Annotated in this window: 12 protein-coding genes and 2 riboswitches; of the genes, 7 read left to right on the forward strand and 5 right to left on the reverse strand. The window is 63.4% G+C overall.

Going from position 1 to position 15,773, the window contains the following annotated elements; translation table 11 throughout:
* Positions 1-31: 31 nt before the first annotated feature.
* Positions 32-2,971 (reverse strand): hypothetical protein, encoded by a 2,940-nt coding sequence (locus PSQ39_RS14315; RefSeq protein WP_273927505.1) that lies wholly within the window; start codon positions 2,969-2,971, stop codon positions 32-34.
* 224 nt (positions 2,972-3,195) lie between these two features.
* Entirely contained in the window at positions 3,196-3,771 is a 576-nt protein-coding gene (locus PSQ39_RS14320) for a hypothetical protein (RefSeq protein ID WP_273927714.1), read from the reverse strand.
* Positions 3,772-4,377: 606 nt separating this feature from the next.
* Here PSQ39_RS14320 and PSQ39_RS14325 point away from each other — a divergent pair.
* Positions 4,378-5,814, forward strand: a complete 1,437-nt coding sequence (locus PSQ39_RS14325) for an NAD-dependent succinate-semialdehyde dehydrogenase (RefSeq protein ID WP_273927506.1) — start codon at positions 4,378-4,380, stop codon at positions 5,812-5,814.
* 235 nt (positions 5,815-6,049) lie between these two features.
* A complete protein-coding gene (locus PSQ39_RS14330; RefSeq protein WP_409242035.1) occupies positions 6,050-7,084 on the forward strand; it encodes a Bug family tripartite tricarboxylate transporter substrate binding protein in 1,035 nt (344 codons plus the stop codon).
* Positions 7,085-7,199: 115 nt separating this feature from the next.
* Here PSQ39_RS14330 and PSQ39_RS14335 read toward each other — a convergent pair whose 3' ends face one another.
* Entirely contained in the window at positions 7,200-8,135 is a 936-nt protein-coding gene (locus PSQ39_RS14335; RefSeq protein WP_273927507.1) for a LysR family transcriptional regulator, read from the reverse strand.
* A 124-nt stretch (positions 8,136-8,259) separates the two neighbouring features.
* On the opposite strand from PSQ39_RS14335, the gene PSQ39_RS14340 reads away from it, so the two are divergent.
* The 5 genes from PSQ39_RS14340 to PSQ39_RS14360 are packed head-to-tail and all read left to right on the forward strand — an operon-like array spanning position 8,260 to position 11,860.
* Positions 8,260-9,096 (forward strand): intradiol ring-cleavage dioxygenase, encoded by an 837-nt coding sequence (locus tag PSQ39_RS14340; protein WP_273927508.1) that lies wholly within the window; start codon positions 8,260-8,262, stop codon positions 9,094-9,096.
* Positions 9,097-9,100: 4 nt separating this feature from the next.
* Positions 9,101-9,400 (forward strand): YciI family protein, encoded by a 300-nt coding sequence (locus tag PSQ39_RS14345; RefSeq protein ID WP_273927509.1) that lies wholly within the window; start codon positions 9,101-9,103, stop codon positions 9,398-9,400.
* Complete coding sequence (locus PSQ39_RS14350; protein ID WP_273927510.1) at positions 9,397-9,744, forward strand: Dabb family protein; 348 nt, start codon at positions 9,397-9,399, stop codon at positions 9,742-9,744. Before PSQ39_RS14345 ends, PSQ39_RS14350 begins: the two co-directional genes overlap by 4 nt.
* Before the next feature lie 20 nt (positions 9,745-9,764).
* Complete coding sequence (locus tag PSQ39_RS14355; protein WP_273927511.1) at positions 9,765-10,841, forward strand: maleylacetate reductase; 1,077 nt, start codon at positions 9,765-9,767, stop codon at positions 10,839-10,841.
* Between the two features lie 29 nt (positions 10,842-10,870).
* Positions 10,871-11,860 carry a Bug family tripartite tricarboxylate transporter substrate binding protein gene (locus PSQ39_RS14360; RefSeq protein WP_273927512.1) on the forward strand — a complete coding sequence of 330 codons (990 nt, stop codon included), beginning with the start codon at positions 10,871-10,873 and terminating at the stop codon, positions 11,858-11,860.
* 61 nt (positions 11,861-11,921) lie between these two features.
* Here the strand turns inward: PSQ39_RS14360 and PSQ39_RS14365 are convergent, their stop codons facing one another.
* Positions 11,922-13,748, reverse strand: a complete 1,827-nt coding sequence (locus PSQ39_RS14365) for a methyl-accepting chemotaxis protein (protein WP_273927513.1) — start codon at positions 13,746-13,748, stop codon at positions 11,922-11,924.
* A 368-nt stretch (positions 13,749-14,116) separates the two neighbouring features.
* On the reverse strand, positions 14,117-15,379 hold the full coding sequence (locus PSQ39_RS14370; RefSeq protein ID WP_273927514.1) for a D-amino acid dehydrogenase: 1,263 nt from the start codon (positions 15,377-15,379) through the stop codon (positions 14,117-14,119).
* 57 nt (positions 15,380-15,436) lie between these two features.
* Positions 15,437-15,560: riboswitch (glycine riboswitch) on the reverse strand.
* Position 15,561: 1 nt separating this feature from the next.
* Positions 15,562-15,662, reverse strand: a riboswitch (glycine riboswitch).
* Positions 15,663-15,773: the final 111 nt, after the last annotated feature.

A 15,773-nucleotide genomic window follows, 5' to 3' on the forward strand; every position in this document is an offset into this window, starting at 1 on the left:
AGACGGGGGCCTGTGAAACGTCCTTAGCGGATCAAGGCACGACGGGGTCGAGCTTCACGCCGAACTTCATGGTCAGCGTGCCACCCGAGGGGATCACCACACTGTCAGCGCCGCAGGTGACACCCACAGAACCCGGGGTGTTCGCGAAGTTGACAGGTCCACCCGTGGCGTTGCTACTGGCGACGCATTTGTCCGACGGCTGAGTGGCCGTCAGGCTGGTGTACGAAGGCACCATGTCATTGATGAACACCTTGGTCACAGGGGTCACACCGTTGTTGGTCGCGGTGATGCGGTAGATCACGCAGGCGCCGGGCTTGAGGGTCAGGGTGTTGGTGGAGAAGGCACCCGCCACACCATTGCAGCTTGCATCAATGGCCTGTTCCTTGACCATGCCCACCTGGTTGCCCAGCAACACGGAGGTCGAATCCACGTTGTTGGCTGTACCACAAGCGTTGGCGCTTGCATCCGTCACCGTGATGGTGGCGTTGTTGATGAACTTGTCAACAGCGCCCGCTGGGGCGTTCACGGTGATGCGCAGCTTGACCTCACTGCCAGCCGCCAGCACAGGCAGTTGGCCTGTGAGGTTGGTGGGGGTACCACTGCTGTCCACCGTCGCAACCGAGTAGGTCCAGCCGGCGTCTGGCGAGGTGACGGTCACGTTGAACGGGCCGCAGCTTTGAGGGGCTGCGCTGGCGTTTTGCAGCGTGTGGATGTAGCTCGTGGTGCCGCCGGGTTGAACCTGGCCAGTTTGGCTGTTGGTCAACAGCAGTTGCTTCTTGGTAGCCGGGTTCAGGGTCACCGCATCCAACTTGATGTCGCTCACGATGGCGCCCGTGGAGGCGTTGGTCGTGGACTTCACCTGGAAGTAAATGCTTTGCGTGGACGAAGTCGTGACGGCCGTGGTGGGCGGCGTCACGCAAGCGACCAAGCCTGTTTGCTGACCGGCATTGACCGTGATGGACGAGAGCTCCGCAGGCAGAGTCGAGGCCGAGCACGTGGTGCCGCTGGCGTAGAACTTCACCGTCCAGCCCGCAGGCAGGGTACCCGGGAAGGTCTGGCTTTGGCTGGCACTGAGGCTGTAGGTGGCGTTGATGCTGTCGTTGTTCTTCACAAACAGAGAGAACTGCGCAGCCACACCCGGCGTGGCCGCCTGGGTGGTGGTGGGGGCATTGCTGGGGCCGGTACCGACGTCACCGCTGTTGGGGTCCGTGGAGCCAGCAGCTGTGTTGGTCAAGTCCACCAAGGCCGAGGTGGTGACGATACCCACCTGATCCCAGACCGAGTCCAGCACCGTGCTGCCACTGCCGGCGGAGATTGCATCGATTCGCGCGCTCAAGGGGCCAGAGCCCACCGGGGTCGTTGGCGGCACGGTGACTTTGACGATGATGATGCTTGCCGCACCAGGATCCAGCGGACCCGTGTCAGCAATGCCGTCGTTGTTGGTGTCCAGCAGCGGGGTCAGACCATCGGACTTGAAGAAGTCAAACTGGGTGTTCGCCGGGAAGCCAGAGTTGGCGCCGACCTTCATGTTGAAGGTGTCCGTGCCATTGCCGGTGTTGACCACATGGTTGGTGAAACGAACCCAGCCATTGGCGGCCACGCTGGGCATGACGACCAAGTTGTTTTCAGGCGCGGCGTTCGACGCAGGCAGTGCCAGGGGACTGGAACTGTCCGAGGTGGTGGTGCCCGCCGTGCTGGAAGCTGCCACAGCATAGACCTGGGACACGGAGACCGGCGGCCGGTTGGTGGGCGTCACCGCGCAGGTGTCGATGCTGCTCGCAGGACAGTCGGTGGTGCCGTACAGCGCCACGTTGCCCGTGTTGGAACCATCAGGCTTGGCGGTGCTGTTGACCAACACCACAAAGCTGACCGAACCGGTTTGGTTGGCAGCCACGGCAGGCACCGTGGTGCTCAGGTTGTTGCCCGATACCGTGAAGTTGACCGGAGGCGCCGTGGCAGGTTCTGCCAAGGCCACACCCCCATTGCCACTCCAGACGGCAGAGCCCGTGACATAGGTCATGCCCGAGGGGATGTTGTCCTTGAAGGAAAACGCACCCGCCGAGGCTCCGGTGTTGGAGTAATTGATGGTGTAGACCGTGTAATTGCAACGCGGGTCAACGGTCACGCCATTGGGTTTGCTGGCGTCCCAAGTCGAGGAGCAAACGCTGCCGGCGACCGAGGGCTTGACCGAGGTCGAGGCCGCGGGCCAGTCCTTGTTGTTCGGCGCTTTGACAGCCGGGATCGAAATGGACTTGCTGACCGTGAAGGCGGCCCCGTTGGTCAAGTTGATGGTGTCGGTGTTGGTCTGGGTCGTGGTGGTGTACGCGCCAGAGGTGGTGCCCGACGGGGTGCTGGTGAGCGTTGGCACAGACGCCGTGACGGTGCCCTTGCCCACCCAGCCCGTGCCAGCCGTGCTGGGTACGCCATAGGCCACGACAAAACGGAAGGCCCCGCCATTGCCTGCCACAGTGACTGGAACACCATTGGGACTGCAAGGGGTGGCGCTCAAGGTGGCGTCACTGGAGCACAGCGGCGTGCCGCTGGGCGAGCCGGTGCCGTTGGCGTCGGGGTAGATGGTGATCTTGGTCATGGTCGGCGACGAACTTGTCGCGTCCACGACCTTGATCAAGAAGGTGTCTTTGTCATTGCCGTTGTTGACCAAGGTGTGCGCCATGGGCACGGTATTCCCTGCGGCTGCCGACTTGGTGTTGTCTGCCGTCAGGGTGAAGGCTCCGACGAACTCGACCATGGTCAGGGCTTCATTGGACTTGGACTCCTGACGAATGTTGTTGGCATCCATGAAGGTGGCCAGGGCTTGGTTACCAATCTTGGTCCCTGCGGGTGCCGGCGCTGCTTGGGCCCCGCCCATGCCGCCCAACGCCATCAGGGCACCGAGCACCAGAGCGCCACCACCGCCCCAAACTGAGCGGATCCGACGCCCCCCCCGAGGGGAATACGCAAAAGTTTTCATTGAAACTCCTTGGTTGGCATTCGGTCCGGTGCGCTATTGAATTAATTCAAGCATGCGCTCCGCCTGCGGGTCCAGGACCTGCAGGCAAATTCAGACCAACACCAACTATTGTTTTAAAAAGGTCCGAAGGGTTATTTCGGACCAGAAGTTCTCGTTAACCGACATTCGGAAATACGAGATCGGGGACGGTCGGCCTGGCTTGTCTACTTCAGGCCCATCTGCGCTTATTTGTTTTTCGCTAAATCGGCGATTTGTTGAGTCGAGCGCGCGGGCACGGCCGATGTCACCCCCGCTTGAGTCGGTGTGTACCGTTCTATCTGAACCCGGGCCTTGACCTGAAACTCGCCACCGGGTGGCAACTGACCCCATGCCCATTGCAAGGACCGGTACTGGCCGTAGGGCACGGGCTCGGTTTGCAACTTGCCATTCACACGGACCTGCCGCTGCAAGGGCTCGGGCGCGTACTGCCCCTCGCGTGTGGCCGCCTTGACCAGATCGGCACCAGGGCGGGCCGTCTTGGGCAGGTACTCTGTGCCCTCTGGGATCGGCAAGGTAGCCTGCAAGCCCGTGACAGGCTTGACATCGTTGTTGCGGTAGGTGGCCTGGTACTCAACGATGTCGCCAGGTTTCACGGTGCTGGCGTCTGCCAGGGATTCCTGGCCTCCCGGTCCGGAAACCACCTTGAACTGCTCCAACTTGACCGTGACGGCTTGCTTCGGGACCGTTTGCACCGATACCGTGGGACGGCTGACCGCAAGCTGCGCATGCCCCCAGGGCAGCAAGACAAAGCCCACGACCATCACCAATGCAGAGCGGGTACAGGTCCGTAGCGCAGCACTTTTGATACAACGACTCATCGAGTCACCCCTCATCCAAAATTGAAACGAATAGATCAACAGCCAGAATGGCCTTGGGGTGCGAGATTAATCGAGCCATGTCCGAATCGATGTAACCAAAAAGAGTGTCCGGAATATAAAATCAACTCGCCTCCGAACGCCATCCTGCAAATTTGCCGTTGAATGGGTTAAGTTTTACCGTTCGGCGCTCTTGGGTGCGAAATTAGTCACACAAACCCGAATCAGCAAGATGTTCTTTCGTTCTCATTTATTACATGAGGTGACTGTTAAATAACAATAGACACAGATTACCCGCCCCACGGCCCCGCCCCGGGGCTCGGCCAACGCCGGGAAGAGGCAGTCAGCCAGGGGACACTTCAACCGAGGGCGGCCTGCAAGCCGAGTCAGAGGACGCTACGATGGTGAGTTATCACTTTCAACCGACGCGCCCAGCGCTGCGGGTGGGATGCACAGCCCCCGAGGCCTCCCTGGCCTGAGCTGTGTGCCCCCCCGACTCGGGCACTCGGGACACCCTCACCCGCTTGGCGGGCACCCTGAAGGACTTTTGCCATGAGCTACCCCAACACCCAACTCCTGATCGATGGCCAATGGTGCGATGCTGCCGATGGCCGCACCATCCCCGTGCTGAACCCCGCCACCGGCCAAGAAGCCGGCCGCGTGGCCTTTGCCAGTCAGGTCGATCTGGACCGCGCGTTGGCTGCGGCGCAAAAAGGCTTTGATGTTTGGCGCAAAGTGCCCGCGGTGGAGCGCAGCAAGATCCTGCGCCAAGCAGCCGCCCTGGTGCGCGAACGTGCGGCCTCGATGGCCGAACAAATGACCCAAGAACAAGGCAAGCCCCTGGCCGAGGCCAAGGGCGAAGTGCTGATGGCCGCCGACATCATTGAGTGGTTTGCCGAAGAAGGCCGCCGCGTCTACGGTCGCCTGGTGCCGCCGCGCAACCTGGGTTCGCAGCAGCTGGTGCTCAAAGAGCCGGTGGGCCCTGTCGCGGCCTTCACGCCTTGGAACTTCCCCATCAACCAAGTGGTGCGCAAACTGTGTGCAGCGCTGACCACGGGCTGCTCGATCCTGGTCAAGGCCCCCGAAGAAACCCCGGCCTCGCCTGCCGCCTTGCTGCGCGCCTTCGCCGATGCGGGCGTGCCGGCGGGCGTGATTGGCCTGGTGTTCGGCGACCCGGCCGCCATCTCCAGCTACCTGATTCCCCACCCCATCATCCGCAAGATCACCTTCACCGGCTCCACCCCAGTGGGCAAGCAACTGGCATCGCTGGCCGGCCTGCACATGAAGCGCGCCACCATGGAACTGGGTGGGCACGCGCCGGTGATCGTGGCCGAGGACGCGGACATCGCCCTGGCCGTGAAGGCCGCCGGCTCGGCGAAATTCCGCAATGCAGGCCAGGTTTGCATTTCGCCGACTCGCTTCCTGGTGCATGCCAGCCGCCACGATGAGTTTGTGAAAGCCTTGGTGGCCCAAACCGAGCGCCTCAAGGTCGGCAACGGCTTGGACAGCGGCTCAACCATGGGCCCATTGGCCAACGCGCGCCGCTTGCAAGCCATGGCCCAGTTCACTGAGGACGCCGTGCAAAAGGGTGCCACGGTCGCCACGGGCGGCGTGCGCCTGGGCGATGTGGGCAACTTCTATGCCCCCACCGTGCTGACCGATGTCCCGCTGGACGCCAAGGTGTTCAACGACGAGCCTTTTGGCCCGATGGCGGCCATCCGTACCTTCAACACCCTGGATGAAGCCATTGCGGAATCCAACCGCCTGCCCTTTGGCCTGGCCAGCTACGCCTTCACCCAGTCGCTGAAGAGCGCACACCAGCTCACCCATGGTCTGCAAGTGGGCATGCTGTGGATCAACCAGCCCGCAGCCGCCTGGCCTGAAATGCCGTTTGGCGGGATCAAGGATTCGGGCTACGGCTCGGAGGGCGGACCGGAGGCGCTGGAGGCCTACCTGAACACCAAGTCGGTGGCCACGCTCTGCGAATGAGCTTTTTGAGCGGCTGAAACCCAGCCCATCGGCCGCTCAAGGGGGCAGGGCCTGCCCCCTCAAAAAACCCGCCTCGACAGGCGGGAAAAGAAGCGACTACACTCCACGCCGCCGTTGGGTTAGCGGATGATTCCGCTGACGCCCAACCCAGCCCTGGCCGGCCCGGGTGATTCCCACTGCGGGCCAAGAGACAAACTGCGGATCACCGCAGGCACTACACAAGAGAAAGAGTCGCATGAGCCTCCTCGCTTCCCTGACCTCCCCCCTGGCATCGGCACCGCGCCGCCGCGCCGCTGGCCTGATCGCCGGCCTGATGGTGCTGGGCGCCAGCCCTTGGGCCCAGGCCCAAACCGCTGCCCCCGCCGTGGCCTTCCCGACCAAGCCGGTGCGCATCATCACCCCCTTCCCGGTGGGCGGTGGCCCGGATGGCGTAGCCCGTCTGGTGGCCGACAAGCTGTCGCGCATGTGGGGCCAGCCGGTGGTGGTGGAAAACCGCCCTGGTGGCAACGGCTTCATCGCCATTGACGCGTTCAAGCGCGGTGCCAATGACGGCCATGACCTGATCCAACTGGACAACGTGCACATCGCGGCCTACCCGCACCTGTTCAAGAAGCTGCCCTATGACCTCGAAAAAGACTTCGATGTCATCTTGCCGCTGTTCCGCACCTACTTCTTCGTCAACGTGGCCGCGCAAAGCCCGTACAAGACCATGGGCGCGCTGATTTCCGACGCCAAAGCCAACCCGGGCAAGTTGAACTACGGCTCGTGGTCGGTGGGCAACCCGGTGCACCTGGGGTCTGCCTTGCTGGAGAGCATGACGGGCACCGACATGGTCCACGTCATCTACAAGGAAACCACACAGCTCTACACGGGCGTGGCCAATGGCGAACTGTCGTTTGCCCTGGGCACCAGCGCCACGGCAGGCCCGTTGCAACGGGCCGGCAAGCTGCGCTTCCTGGCGGTGGCCGCGCCCAAGCGCCTGGCCAACTTCCCTGATGTGCCGACGGTGGCTGAATCGGGCGGTCCCGCTGGCTACGAGGTGACGGGTTGGAACGCCATCGCGGCCCCCAAGGGCGTCTCGCCGGCGGTGGCGGAAAAGATCAAGCGTGACGTCGAGAAGGCCCTCAACGAACCCGATGTGAAGGAAAAGTTTGCCTCCTTTGGCTATGAAAACTTCCCGACCACGCGTGAGTCGTTCAAGCAATTCATGGACAGCGAATCGACCCGCTTCGCCGCCGTGATCAAGAAGGCCGGCGCCTCGCTGGACTGATGGCCCTGCGCCCGCCCCCCTGCAACCGGGGGGTGGGCTTTCTCCTGATCGGCGGCATGCCGCCATGGGCCCAGCACGGGCCCACTCCAAGCGGGGACGCGGGCGCCCCCTCCCCTCACGCCCGCCGCAGGCCCATGTAACTGGTCCACTTGCGCTCGGCGTCATCGCGCTCGAACTCTTCCACCATGAAGTCGATGAAGGACCGGACCTTGGCCGAGACATGGCGGCGGTTCGGGTAGGCAATGTTGATCTGGATGCGGGGCAAGTCCCAGTCGTTGAGCAGTGGCACCAGACGGCCCGCCACGATGTCGTCGTAGACGATGTAGCTGGGCTGCACCAAGATGCCCAGGCCATTCACGGCCGCCGCGCGCAGCACCTGACCATCATTGGATTCGAGCAAGCCCTGGATGGGCACCACCCGCGTGTCCTCACCCTGAGACAGGCGCAGCTCATGCGCGTGGTTGGCATGCACGTAAATCAAAAAATCATGCCCAGCCAAATCTTCGGGTTGCCGGGGCGTGCCCCGAGCCGCCAGGTAGGCCGATGAGGCACAGAGCAGGCGCCGGGTCGATCCCAGGCGGCGTATGGTGATGCTGCTGTCGGGCTCGAACTCCCGGTTGCGGATCGCCACGTCGATGCCGTTCTCGATCATGTCCAGGTAGCGGTTGGCCGCCTCGATGTGCACCCGAACCTGGGGGTAGCGCTGGTGGTAGCGCGGCAGGCGCGGCGCGATCTGCTGCATCGAAAAGGACAAGGACGCGCTGATGCGCAACAGACCTGAGGGCTTCAAGGTGCTGGAGTTGATCGCCGTCTCGGCGTCCCTCAGTTCGGCCAAGACCGCTCGCGCGCGTTCGAAAAACGCCTGGCCCTCGCTGGTCAGGTAAAGCCGCCGGGTGTTGCGCTCCACCAGGCGGGCGCTGAGCCGGCTCTCCAGTGCGGCCAAGTGGCGGCTCGCCGCCGGGTTGGACAGGCCCAAGGCCTCGGCCGCGCCGCCCATGCTGCCCAGTTCGGCCACTTTGACAAACAGCTCCAGCTCGGTGAGTCGGTCCATTTTTCCATTTTAAGGAAATATCAATTCCTTAATTACCTGTTTTATTTTCTTGGCTGAAATTCTAAAGTGCAGCCCAAGGGCCCGAAAGCAGGTCCATCCCCGAACCAGCCACAGGAGACACAGGGTGCGCAACCTCAACCAAGACAACATCACACAAGCGGTCATCGCCAGCTTTGCCGAGACGGAGAACCCCCGGCTCAAGGAAATCATGATCAGCCTGGTGCAGCACCTGCACGCCTTCGCCCGCGACGTGAAGCTCACTGAGGGGGAATGGTTCCAAGGCATCGAATTCCTGACCCGGTGCGGCCACATCACCGACGAGCGCCGCCAGGAGTTCATCCTGCTGTCCGACGTGTTGGGCCTGTCCATGCTGACGGTGGCCATGAACCAGCAGCGCCCCAAAGGCTGCACCGAGGCCACGGTGTTCGGCCCGTTTCACGTCAAGGACGCACCGCACTATGAGCTGGGTGCCGACATCGCCAACGGCGCCAAGGGCACGCCCTGCCTGGTGCGCGGACGGGTACTCAGCGCGGACGGGAAAGCCATCCCCCACGCCCACCTGGATGTCTGGCAGTCGGACGAAGACGGGCTCTACGACGTGCAGCATGAAGGGCTGGCCCAGGCCCAGGCCCGTGGCACGCTGAACGCCGATGCGCTGGGGCAGTACCACTTTCGCTCCATCGTGGCCGTGCCCTATGCCATCCCGCACGATGGCCCGGTGGGCGCCATGCTGCAGGCCACGGGGCGCCACCCCTGGCGCCCGGCCCACCTGCACTTCAAGGTGGAGGCGCCTGGCTACCAGCCCCTGATCACCCATGTGTTTCGCAACCAGAGCGAGTACCTGGACTCGGATGCCGTCTTCGGCGTGCGCCAGTCGCTGATTTGCGACTGGGTGGCGCAAGCCGACGGCAGCTACCTGCTGGAGTACGACTTCGTATTGAACCCGGTGGCGCAGGGCTGACACCATGCTCTGCACCTTTCACATGATCGACCGATTGGACGCTGGCGACCTGCGCCAGCAGGTGCGCCCCGCCCACAAGGCCTACCTGGCCCAGGTGCAAGACCGCATCGCCTTCGCTGGCCCCTTGCTGGACGAGGACGGCCAAACCATGCGCGGCAGCCTGTTGGTGATCGATTTCCCCCACCGGGAAGCCGCCCTGGCCTGGCTGGCACAAGAGCCCTTCCACGCCGCCGGCTTGTACGCCCAGGTTCAGTTGCACGCCTTCCTCAACCTCTGGCCTCAGCGGGTCGGCTTTGCCCCATGAACACCGCCTCTGTCATCCGGCACATCGTGATGTGGAACATCGCGGGCGCCAGCGCCGCCGAAAAGAACGCCAATATCGACTTGCTGCGCCAGGGCTTTGAAGCCTTGCGCGGTCGCATCCCAGGCTTGCTGCAGCTGGAGATCGGCGTGGACAGCAGCCAAGTGGACTACGCCTGTGACGTGGTGCTGTACAGCGAATTTGCCTCCCAAGCCGCGCTGGACGCCTACGCCACCCACCCCGAGCACCTGCGACTCAAAGCCGCACTGGGCACCATGCGCACCGCACGCCACCAGGTGGACTACGCACGCCCCGTTACCGCCCCCACCACGCCCTCGGCCACCTGACGCCAGCGAGCCCCCCCCCCATGAAAGACTTCATCTACCAAGCCTCGTCACCGCGCGTGGTGTTTGGCGCCGACGCCCTGCAGCACCTGGAACGCGAAATCGACCTGCTGGGCGCGCGGCGCGCCCTGATTCTGTCTACCCCACCGCAAGCCGCAGGCGCCCACGCCCTGGCCCAGCGCCTGGGCGATCGGTCCGCCGGGGTGTTTGCCCAGGCCGTCATGCACGTGCCCATCGAATCGGCCCAGGCAGCCCGAGCGGAGGCCGAGCGCCTGCAAGCGGACTGCGCCATCGCGCTCGGCGGCGGCTCCACCATCGGGCTGGGCAAAGCCTTGGCACTGACCTCAGGCCTGCCCATCCTGGCCATCCCCACCACCTACGCCGGCAGCGAAATGACGCCGATCTACGGCATCACCGAGGCCGGCCTCAAAAAGACCGGCCGGGACCCGCGCGTGCTGCCCAAAACCGTCATCTACGACCCGACCTTGAGCAGCACCCTGCCCGTGGCCCTGAGCGTGTGCAGCGGTCTGAACGCCATCGCCCACGCAGCAGAAGGCCTCTACGCCGCCGACAGCAACCCCATCCTGGACCTGATGGCCGAGGACGGCGTGCGCGCCCTGGTCCAGGCCCTGCCCGTGCTGCATCAGCAGCCCCAGCAGGCCGAGGCCCGCGCCCAGGCCTTGTACGGCGCCTGGTTGTGCGGCAGCGTGCTGGGCCAGGTCAGCATGGCCTTGCACCACAAGCTGTGCCACACCTTGGGCGGCAGCTTCAACCTGCCCCACGCCGAAACCCACAGTGTGGTCTTGCCCCACGCCCTGGCCTTCAACCTGGGACATGCCCCCCAAGCGGCCCAGCGCCTGGCCCGGGCCCTGGGCCTGGACCAGCCCGGTGCCGTGGCGGGCGCCCTGTGGGACCTGGCCCAGTCCTTGGGCGCCCCCATGAGCCTGCGCGAACTGGGCTTGCAAGCCACCGACGTCGAAACGGCCTGCGCACTGGCCATGACCCAGCAGTACCCCAACCCGCGCCCGCTCGACGCCCGCGCGGTGCGCCAACTCTTGCAGCAGGCCTATGAAGGCGTTCGACCTTCGGCCTCGACCTGATTCCCCTCAAGAAAACCATGGAGACACACATGACCTTCTCAACCCGCCCCCACCCCCTGACCCGCCGCGCCAGCGGCCTGGCCTTGCTGGCCCTCGCCGCCACGCTGGGTGCCCCGGCCCTGGCGCAGGACAAATACCCCAACCGCGTGATCAAGGTGATCGTGCCCTTCCCCGCCGGCACGGCGCCCGACGTGATGGCGCGCTTCTGGGGCGAGCGCCTGTCCAAAGCCCTGGGCCAAGGTGTGGTGGTGGACAACAAACCCGGCGCCAGCACCATCGTGGGCACACAGCAGTTCGTGGCCGCACCCGCTGATGGCTACACCCTGCTCTACACCGCCAGCGGTACCGTCTCGATCAACCCCTTTGCCTACAAAAAGCTGCCTTACCAAGCCAGTGACCTGGTGCCGGTGATCCAGACCTTGTCCATCCCGCTGGTGGTCAGTGTGGCCAATGCCTCGCCCTACAAGACCCTCGCCGACCTGATCAAGGACGCCAAGGACCACCCGAACAAGGTCAGCTACGCGTCCTATGGTGTGGCCACGGCACCCCATGTGTCCATGGCCTACTTTGCCAACAGCGCCAACATCAGCCTGAACCATGTGCCCTACAAGGATGGCGGGCTCAATGACATCGTGGGCGGCGCCGTGGACACCGCCTTCAGCCCGATTGCCGACGTGCTGCAGTTCATCAAGACGGGCCGGGTGCGTGCCCTGGCTGTGTCCAGCAAAACGCGGCTGGAGTCCCTGCCCCAGGTACCGACCGTGGGCGAGTTCTTCCCGGGCTTTGAGGGCGACTCCTGGCATGGTGTGTTCGCGCTCAAGGGCACGCCACAAGCCGCCATCGACCAGATCTCAGCGGCATCACAAAAAATCGTGGCCTCGGATGAGTACAAAAAGTACCTGGGGAGCATGGGCTTGGTGCCCATCGGCGGCACCCAGGAGAACTTTGCTGCCGTCCTGCAAAGCGACAGCAAGCGCTGGGTGGGCGTGATCAAGAACAACAACATCAGCCTGGATTGAGGCGCCAGGGCGGGCCACGCCACCGGGAGGCGCCTGTCGCCGAGCAGGCGCCTCCCGAGGTTCAGAGCCGGAAGTTCTCCAGTTCACGCAACAGCACATCGGACTGCCGCTTCAGCAGATTGGCCGCGCTGGCTGTTTCTTCCACCATGGCGGCATTGCGCTGGGTGTCGTGGTCCAGCACCTGAATGGCACTGCCCACCTGCTGCATGCCACTGGACTGTTCCTGAACCCCGCTGGCAATCGTGCCCAGCAAGCCATTGATCTGTTTGGCGTTGCCAAGGATTTCATTCATGGTCTGGCCTGCAGCCTGCACCACCGAGGTACCGGAATCCGCTTTTTCGATGCTGGCGGTGATCAGGGTTTTGATCTCCCGGGCGGCATTGGCACTGCGCTGCGCCAGGGCGCGAACCTCAGAGGCCACCACGGCAAAACCGCGCCCTTGCTCGCCCGCGCGGGCAGCCTCCACAGCGGCATTGAGCGCCAGGATGTTGGTCTGGAAGGCAATGCCATCGATCACGCCAATGATGTCGCCAATCTTTTGCGAGGAGCCATTGATCTCGCCCATCACCGACACGGCCTCGGCGATCACCGCCCCGCCCCGGTCGGCCACCAGGGCATTCGAGTGGGCCAGGCGCGCCGACTCCTGGGCATGCACCGCCGTGTTGGCCACCGTGGCGCTGATTTGCTCCATGGCCGCGGCCTGCTGCTCCAGGCTGGCGGCTGCCGACTCGGTCAGACCGGAGAGTTCATGGCTGATTTGGGAGATTTGTTCGGCCGCGCCATGCAGCTCCTGAGCGCAATAGCGTACGGCCTCGATCAAATGGCGCAAGGCTTCGTAGGCTTGCCTCAAATCCACGATCACGCGGGCTGGTTCATCCCGGCCCCAGGGCAGGCTGGGCGCCCGACACAAGTCCCCCAGCGCCATGTCCTTGAGGTGACCACTGATCAACTTGAGGCCCCCTTGGGTGACCAGGAAGAAGGCATAGAAAAAGTACAACGCCAGCAGCAAAAACACCGCCAAGACCAGTGCAACGGTCAGCAGGCGGCTCTGGATGTGCTCGATGCGCTGCTGCAGCAGTTGATCCAGCGCTGCCAAACCGGGGCCGTAGCCCTCAAACACGGCCTCCACGGCCGCACGGCCCTCGTTGAAAAGATCCGTCGGGCGCAGCGTCGATTTGAATTGCGCCGGCTCCCGAACACGATCGGCAAATTGTTGGGCTCGGTCCAGAAAATCGAGGGGCAAGCGCTTATCCAGCGTCGGATTGGCCTTGATAGCGCGGGCAAAATGCGCCCGGGCGGTTTCCCCTGCATTCAACACACCAGCCAGCCACACCTCATAGCGTTGCAATTCCTGCGGCTGCAAGCCCCCTCGGGCCAGGGCATATGAGGCCCAGCCCCGCAGCGATGCGACATCGCTGGCCATTTTGGGCAAGGTCAGCACATAGGCATTGATCAAGTAAAAACTATCAATATCGGGATCCAGGACCAAATTGGAGTTATCGCCCAAGTTCTGCAAGAGAACCAATGCACTGCTCAATACCGGCTGGTACACCGTGCGTCCGGTGGCGGGGTCAATGGCGGATTGGGTTTTTCGAGCCACTTCCCATGCGGCATGAAATCGAGAGAAATCGTCACGCAAATTCAAGCGGTCTTGTGTGGCTTGCAGGTATTGGCTCAGGGCCTGCTGCGCTTGTTGCACCTCGGACAAGCCTTGGTCCTGCAAGACTCTGGCATCCACACCGGCTGCTGCCAGTCGGTGGGCGTCTTGTATGTCCACCAAGCCCTTGACCAAAGGCATCACCTGCTTCAGGGCCTGGACCCCCTCTCGTTCGGTGGTGCTGAATTGAATCTGTTCCCACTGGGCCTTGACAAACAAAACCGTGGACATGCCCAAAGGCAATATGAACATCATCGAGATAATGAGCGCCTTGATCTTGAAAGGGATCCGCCGCATCAGTTTGACCCCAGGCGCCAGAAATCCATGGGGATAAAAGAAACTGGCATGAACCACCTGCGGCGCAGGGATGGGAGAACGCGGAATGGGTGGATTTCTCATGGAAAGTCGAATCCCTGTCTGTGGTTATATGAACTTTCTTCTCATTTCCATTCTTACCGAATGAAATACCAAGTTCACAGACTGTCCGAAATTCGACTTTATGCCCGACCATCAGCCGAGGAATGCCACCGCTGATGCTGACCCCACCGGGCAAAAGAGCACCCAGCGCAGGCCCCTCACGGTCCTGCGCGGGCTCGCCATCAGGCCTTGGCCAGCGCGCCGTCCAGCGCCAAACCCGCCGTGGGGCGCAAGGTTCCAGCCACCACATCCCCCACCAAATCAGCCGTCACGGCGCTCAAGGTCCAGCCCAAGTGGCCGTGGCCCGTGTTGTAGAACACGCCGGGCGCCCGGCCGCGACCGACGCGGGGCAGCATGTTGGGCATCATGGGGCGCAGGCCGGCCCAAGGCACCACGCTTTGCGTGCTCACGCCCGGGAAGCACTGCTGCACCCAGTCGATCAGGGGCTGGATGCGGTCCGCGCGGATGTCCTTGTTGAAGCCGTTGAACTCGGCGGTGCCAGCCACGCGGAAACGGTCCACGCCCAGTCGACTGGTGACCAGCTTGGTGGCATCGTCGAGCAAGCTCACATTCGGGGCCGAACGTTGGCTGAGTTCGTCGCGCAGGTTGACGGTGATCGAATAGCCCTTCACTGGGTAAATGTTGACCCGGTCGCCGAGGCTGGCGGCCATCTGCCGGCTGGCCGTGCCAGCGCAGACCACCACGCCGTCAAAGCCATGGGTATGGTGGCCTTCGTCGTCCTGGGACACGATCTGGACGCGACCATTCAGCGACTTCACCGCCTGCACGTCCTGGCCAAACAGGGTGCGCACGCCGCGGCGCTCGGCGGCACGGGCCAAGCCATTGGTGAATTTATGGATGTCGCCGGTGGAGTCGCTCTCGGTGAAGTAGCCGCCGTAGTACTGACCCGCCAGCGTGGGCTCGATGGCTTTCATTTCCGTGGGCGTCACGGCACGGCGCGGCAAGCCGCCTTGGGCCAGCAATTTCGACACCCGGCCCGCGTGATCAAAGCCCGCCTTGTCGCGGTAGATGTGCAGGATGCCCTCTTTCTTGAGGTCGAAGTCGATGCCTTCGTCCTGCGCCCAGGCAAACAAATGCTGGCGGGCGGCCACGGCCAGGCGGGCGGTCTCCACGGTGTTGCGCTCGTAGTGAGGCAAGTGGGTGATGAACTCGGCAAACCACGACAACTTATGCCAGCTGGGCTTGGGGTTGACCAACAAGGGCGCATCGCTCTTGAGCATCCACTTGAGGCCTTTGAGGATGGTCGACGGGTGGTTCCAGACCTCGGCGTTGGAAGCCGACAGCTGGCCGCCGTTGGCAAACGAGGTCTCCATGGCGGCGTAACGGTTCTTCTCGAACAAGGTGACCGAGAAACCCCGGCGCACCAGGGCGTAAGCGGTGGTCACGCCCGTGATGCCGCCACCAATAACTGCGATGGATGTCATGAAAAAAGCTCCAGAACTCGTCATGAGGATGGGGCCCGCACGCGGATCTGCGTGGCAGGCGCCCCCTCTGTTCTGGACCTGAGAGATTCACCCAGGCGCCGTCGTGGGACGCCGCTGGGCTTGCTCCTTCGGTGCGCCGGACGACGAAAACGATTTCCGGCAGCTCTTCAGAGTGTCTGATGCAGGTGAACCCGGTCCTTTTGCCTGAGAGTTTCCGGGGCGGTTGCTCCTTCGGCGCTGCGCCACGCGGGGCGTGGTCGGCAGTCTCTCCCGGGTTCACATGGGGCCTGGGGCCCCAGAAAGTGGCCTTTTTGCGAAAGACCACGTCGCGCAGTGTAGGAGAAGCGGGTCCAATTGGAAACCTTTTTCTAAACACCCTGAGCGGCCTGGGGTT

It is taken from the genome of Curvibacter microcysteis, from assembly GCF_028649455.1.
GTDB classification, from domain to species: domain Bacteria; phylum Pseudomonadota; class Gammaproteobacteria; order Burkholderiales; family Burkholderiaceae_C; genus Curvibacter; species Curvibacter microcysteis.

Excerpts from the sequence above, each read along its gene's own strand:
- PSQ39_RS14360 (WP_273927512.1), top strand. The coding sequence starts at position 10,871 with ATGACCTTCTCAACCCGCCCCCACCCCCTGACCCGCCGCGCCAGCGGC.
- PSQ39_RS14320 (WP_273927714.1), bottom strand. The coding sequence starts at position 3,771 with ATGGTCGTGGGCTTTGTCTTGCTGCCCTGGGGGCATGCGCAGCTTGCG.
- PSQ39_RS14350 (WP_273927510.1), top strand. The coding sequence starts at position 9,397 with ATGAACACCGCCTCTGTCATCCGGCACATCGTGATGTGGAACATCGCG.
- PSQ39_RS14335 (WP_273927507.1), bottom strand. The coding sequence starts at position 8,135 with ATGGACCGACTCACCGAGCTGGAGCTGTTTGTCAAAGTGGCCGAACTG.
- PSQ39_RS14330 (WP_409242035.1), top strand. The coding sequence starts at position 6,050 with ATGAGCCTCCTCGCTTCCCTGACCTCCCCCCTGGCATCGGCACCGCGC.
- PSQ39_RS14365 (WP_273927513.1), bottom strand. The coding sequence starts at position 13,748 with ATGTCCACGGTTTTGTTTGTCAAGGCCCAGTGGGAACAGATTCAATTC.
- PSQ39_RS14370 (WP_273927514.1), bottom strand. The coding sequence starts at position 15,379 with ATGACATCCATCGCAGTTATTGGTGGCGGCATCACGGGCGTGACCACC.
- PSQ39_RS14355 (WP_273927511.1), top strand. The coding sequence starts at position 9,765 with ATGAAAGACTTCATCTACCAAGCCTCGTCACCGCGCGTGGTGTTTGGC.
- PSQ39_RS14315 (WP_273927505.1), bottom strand. The coding sequence starts at position 2,971 with ATGAAAACTTTTGCGTATTCCCCTCGGGGGGGGCGTCGGATCCGCTCA.
- PSQ39_RS14325 (WP_273927506.1), top strand. The coding sequence starts at position 4,378 with ATGAGCTACCCCAACACCCAACTCCTGATCGATGGCCAATGGTGCGAT.
- PSQ39_RS14345 (WP_273927509.1), top strand. The coding sequence starts at position 9,101 with ATGCTCTGCACCTTTCACATGATCGACCGATTGGACGCTGGCGACCTG.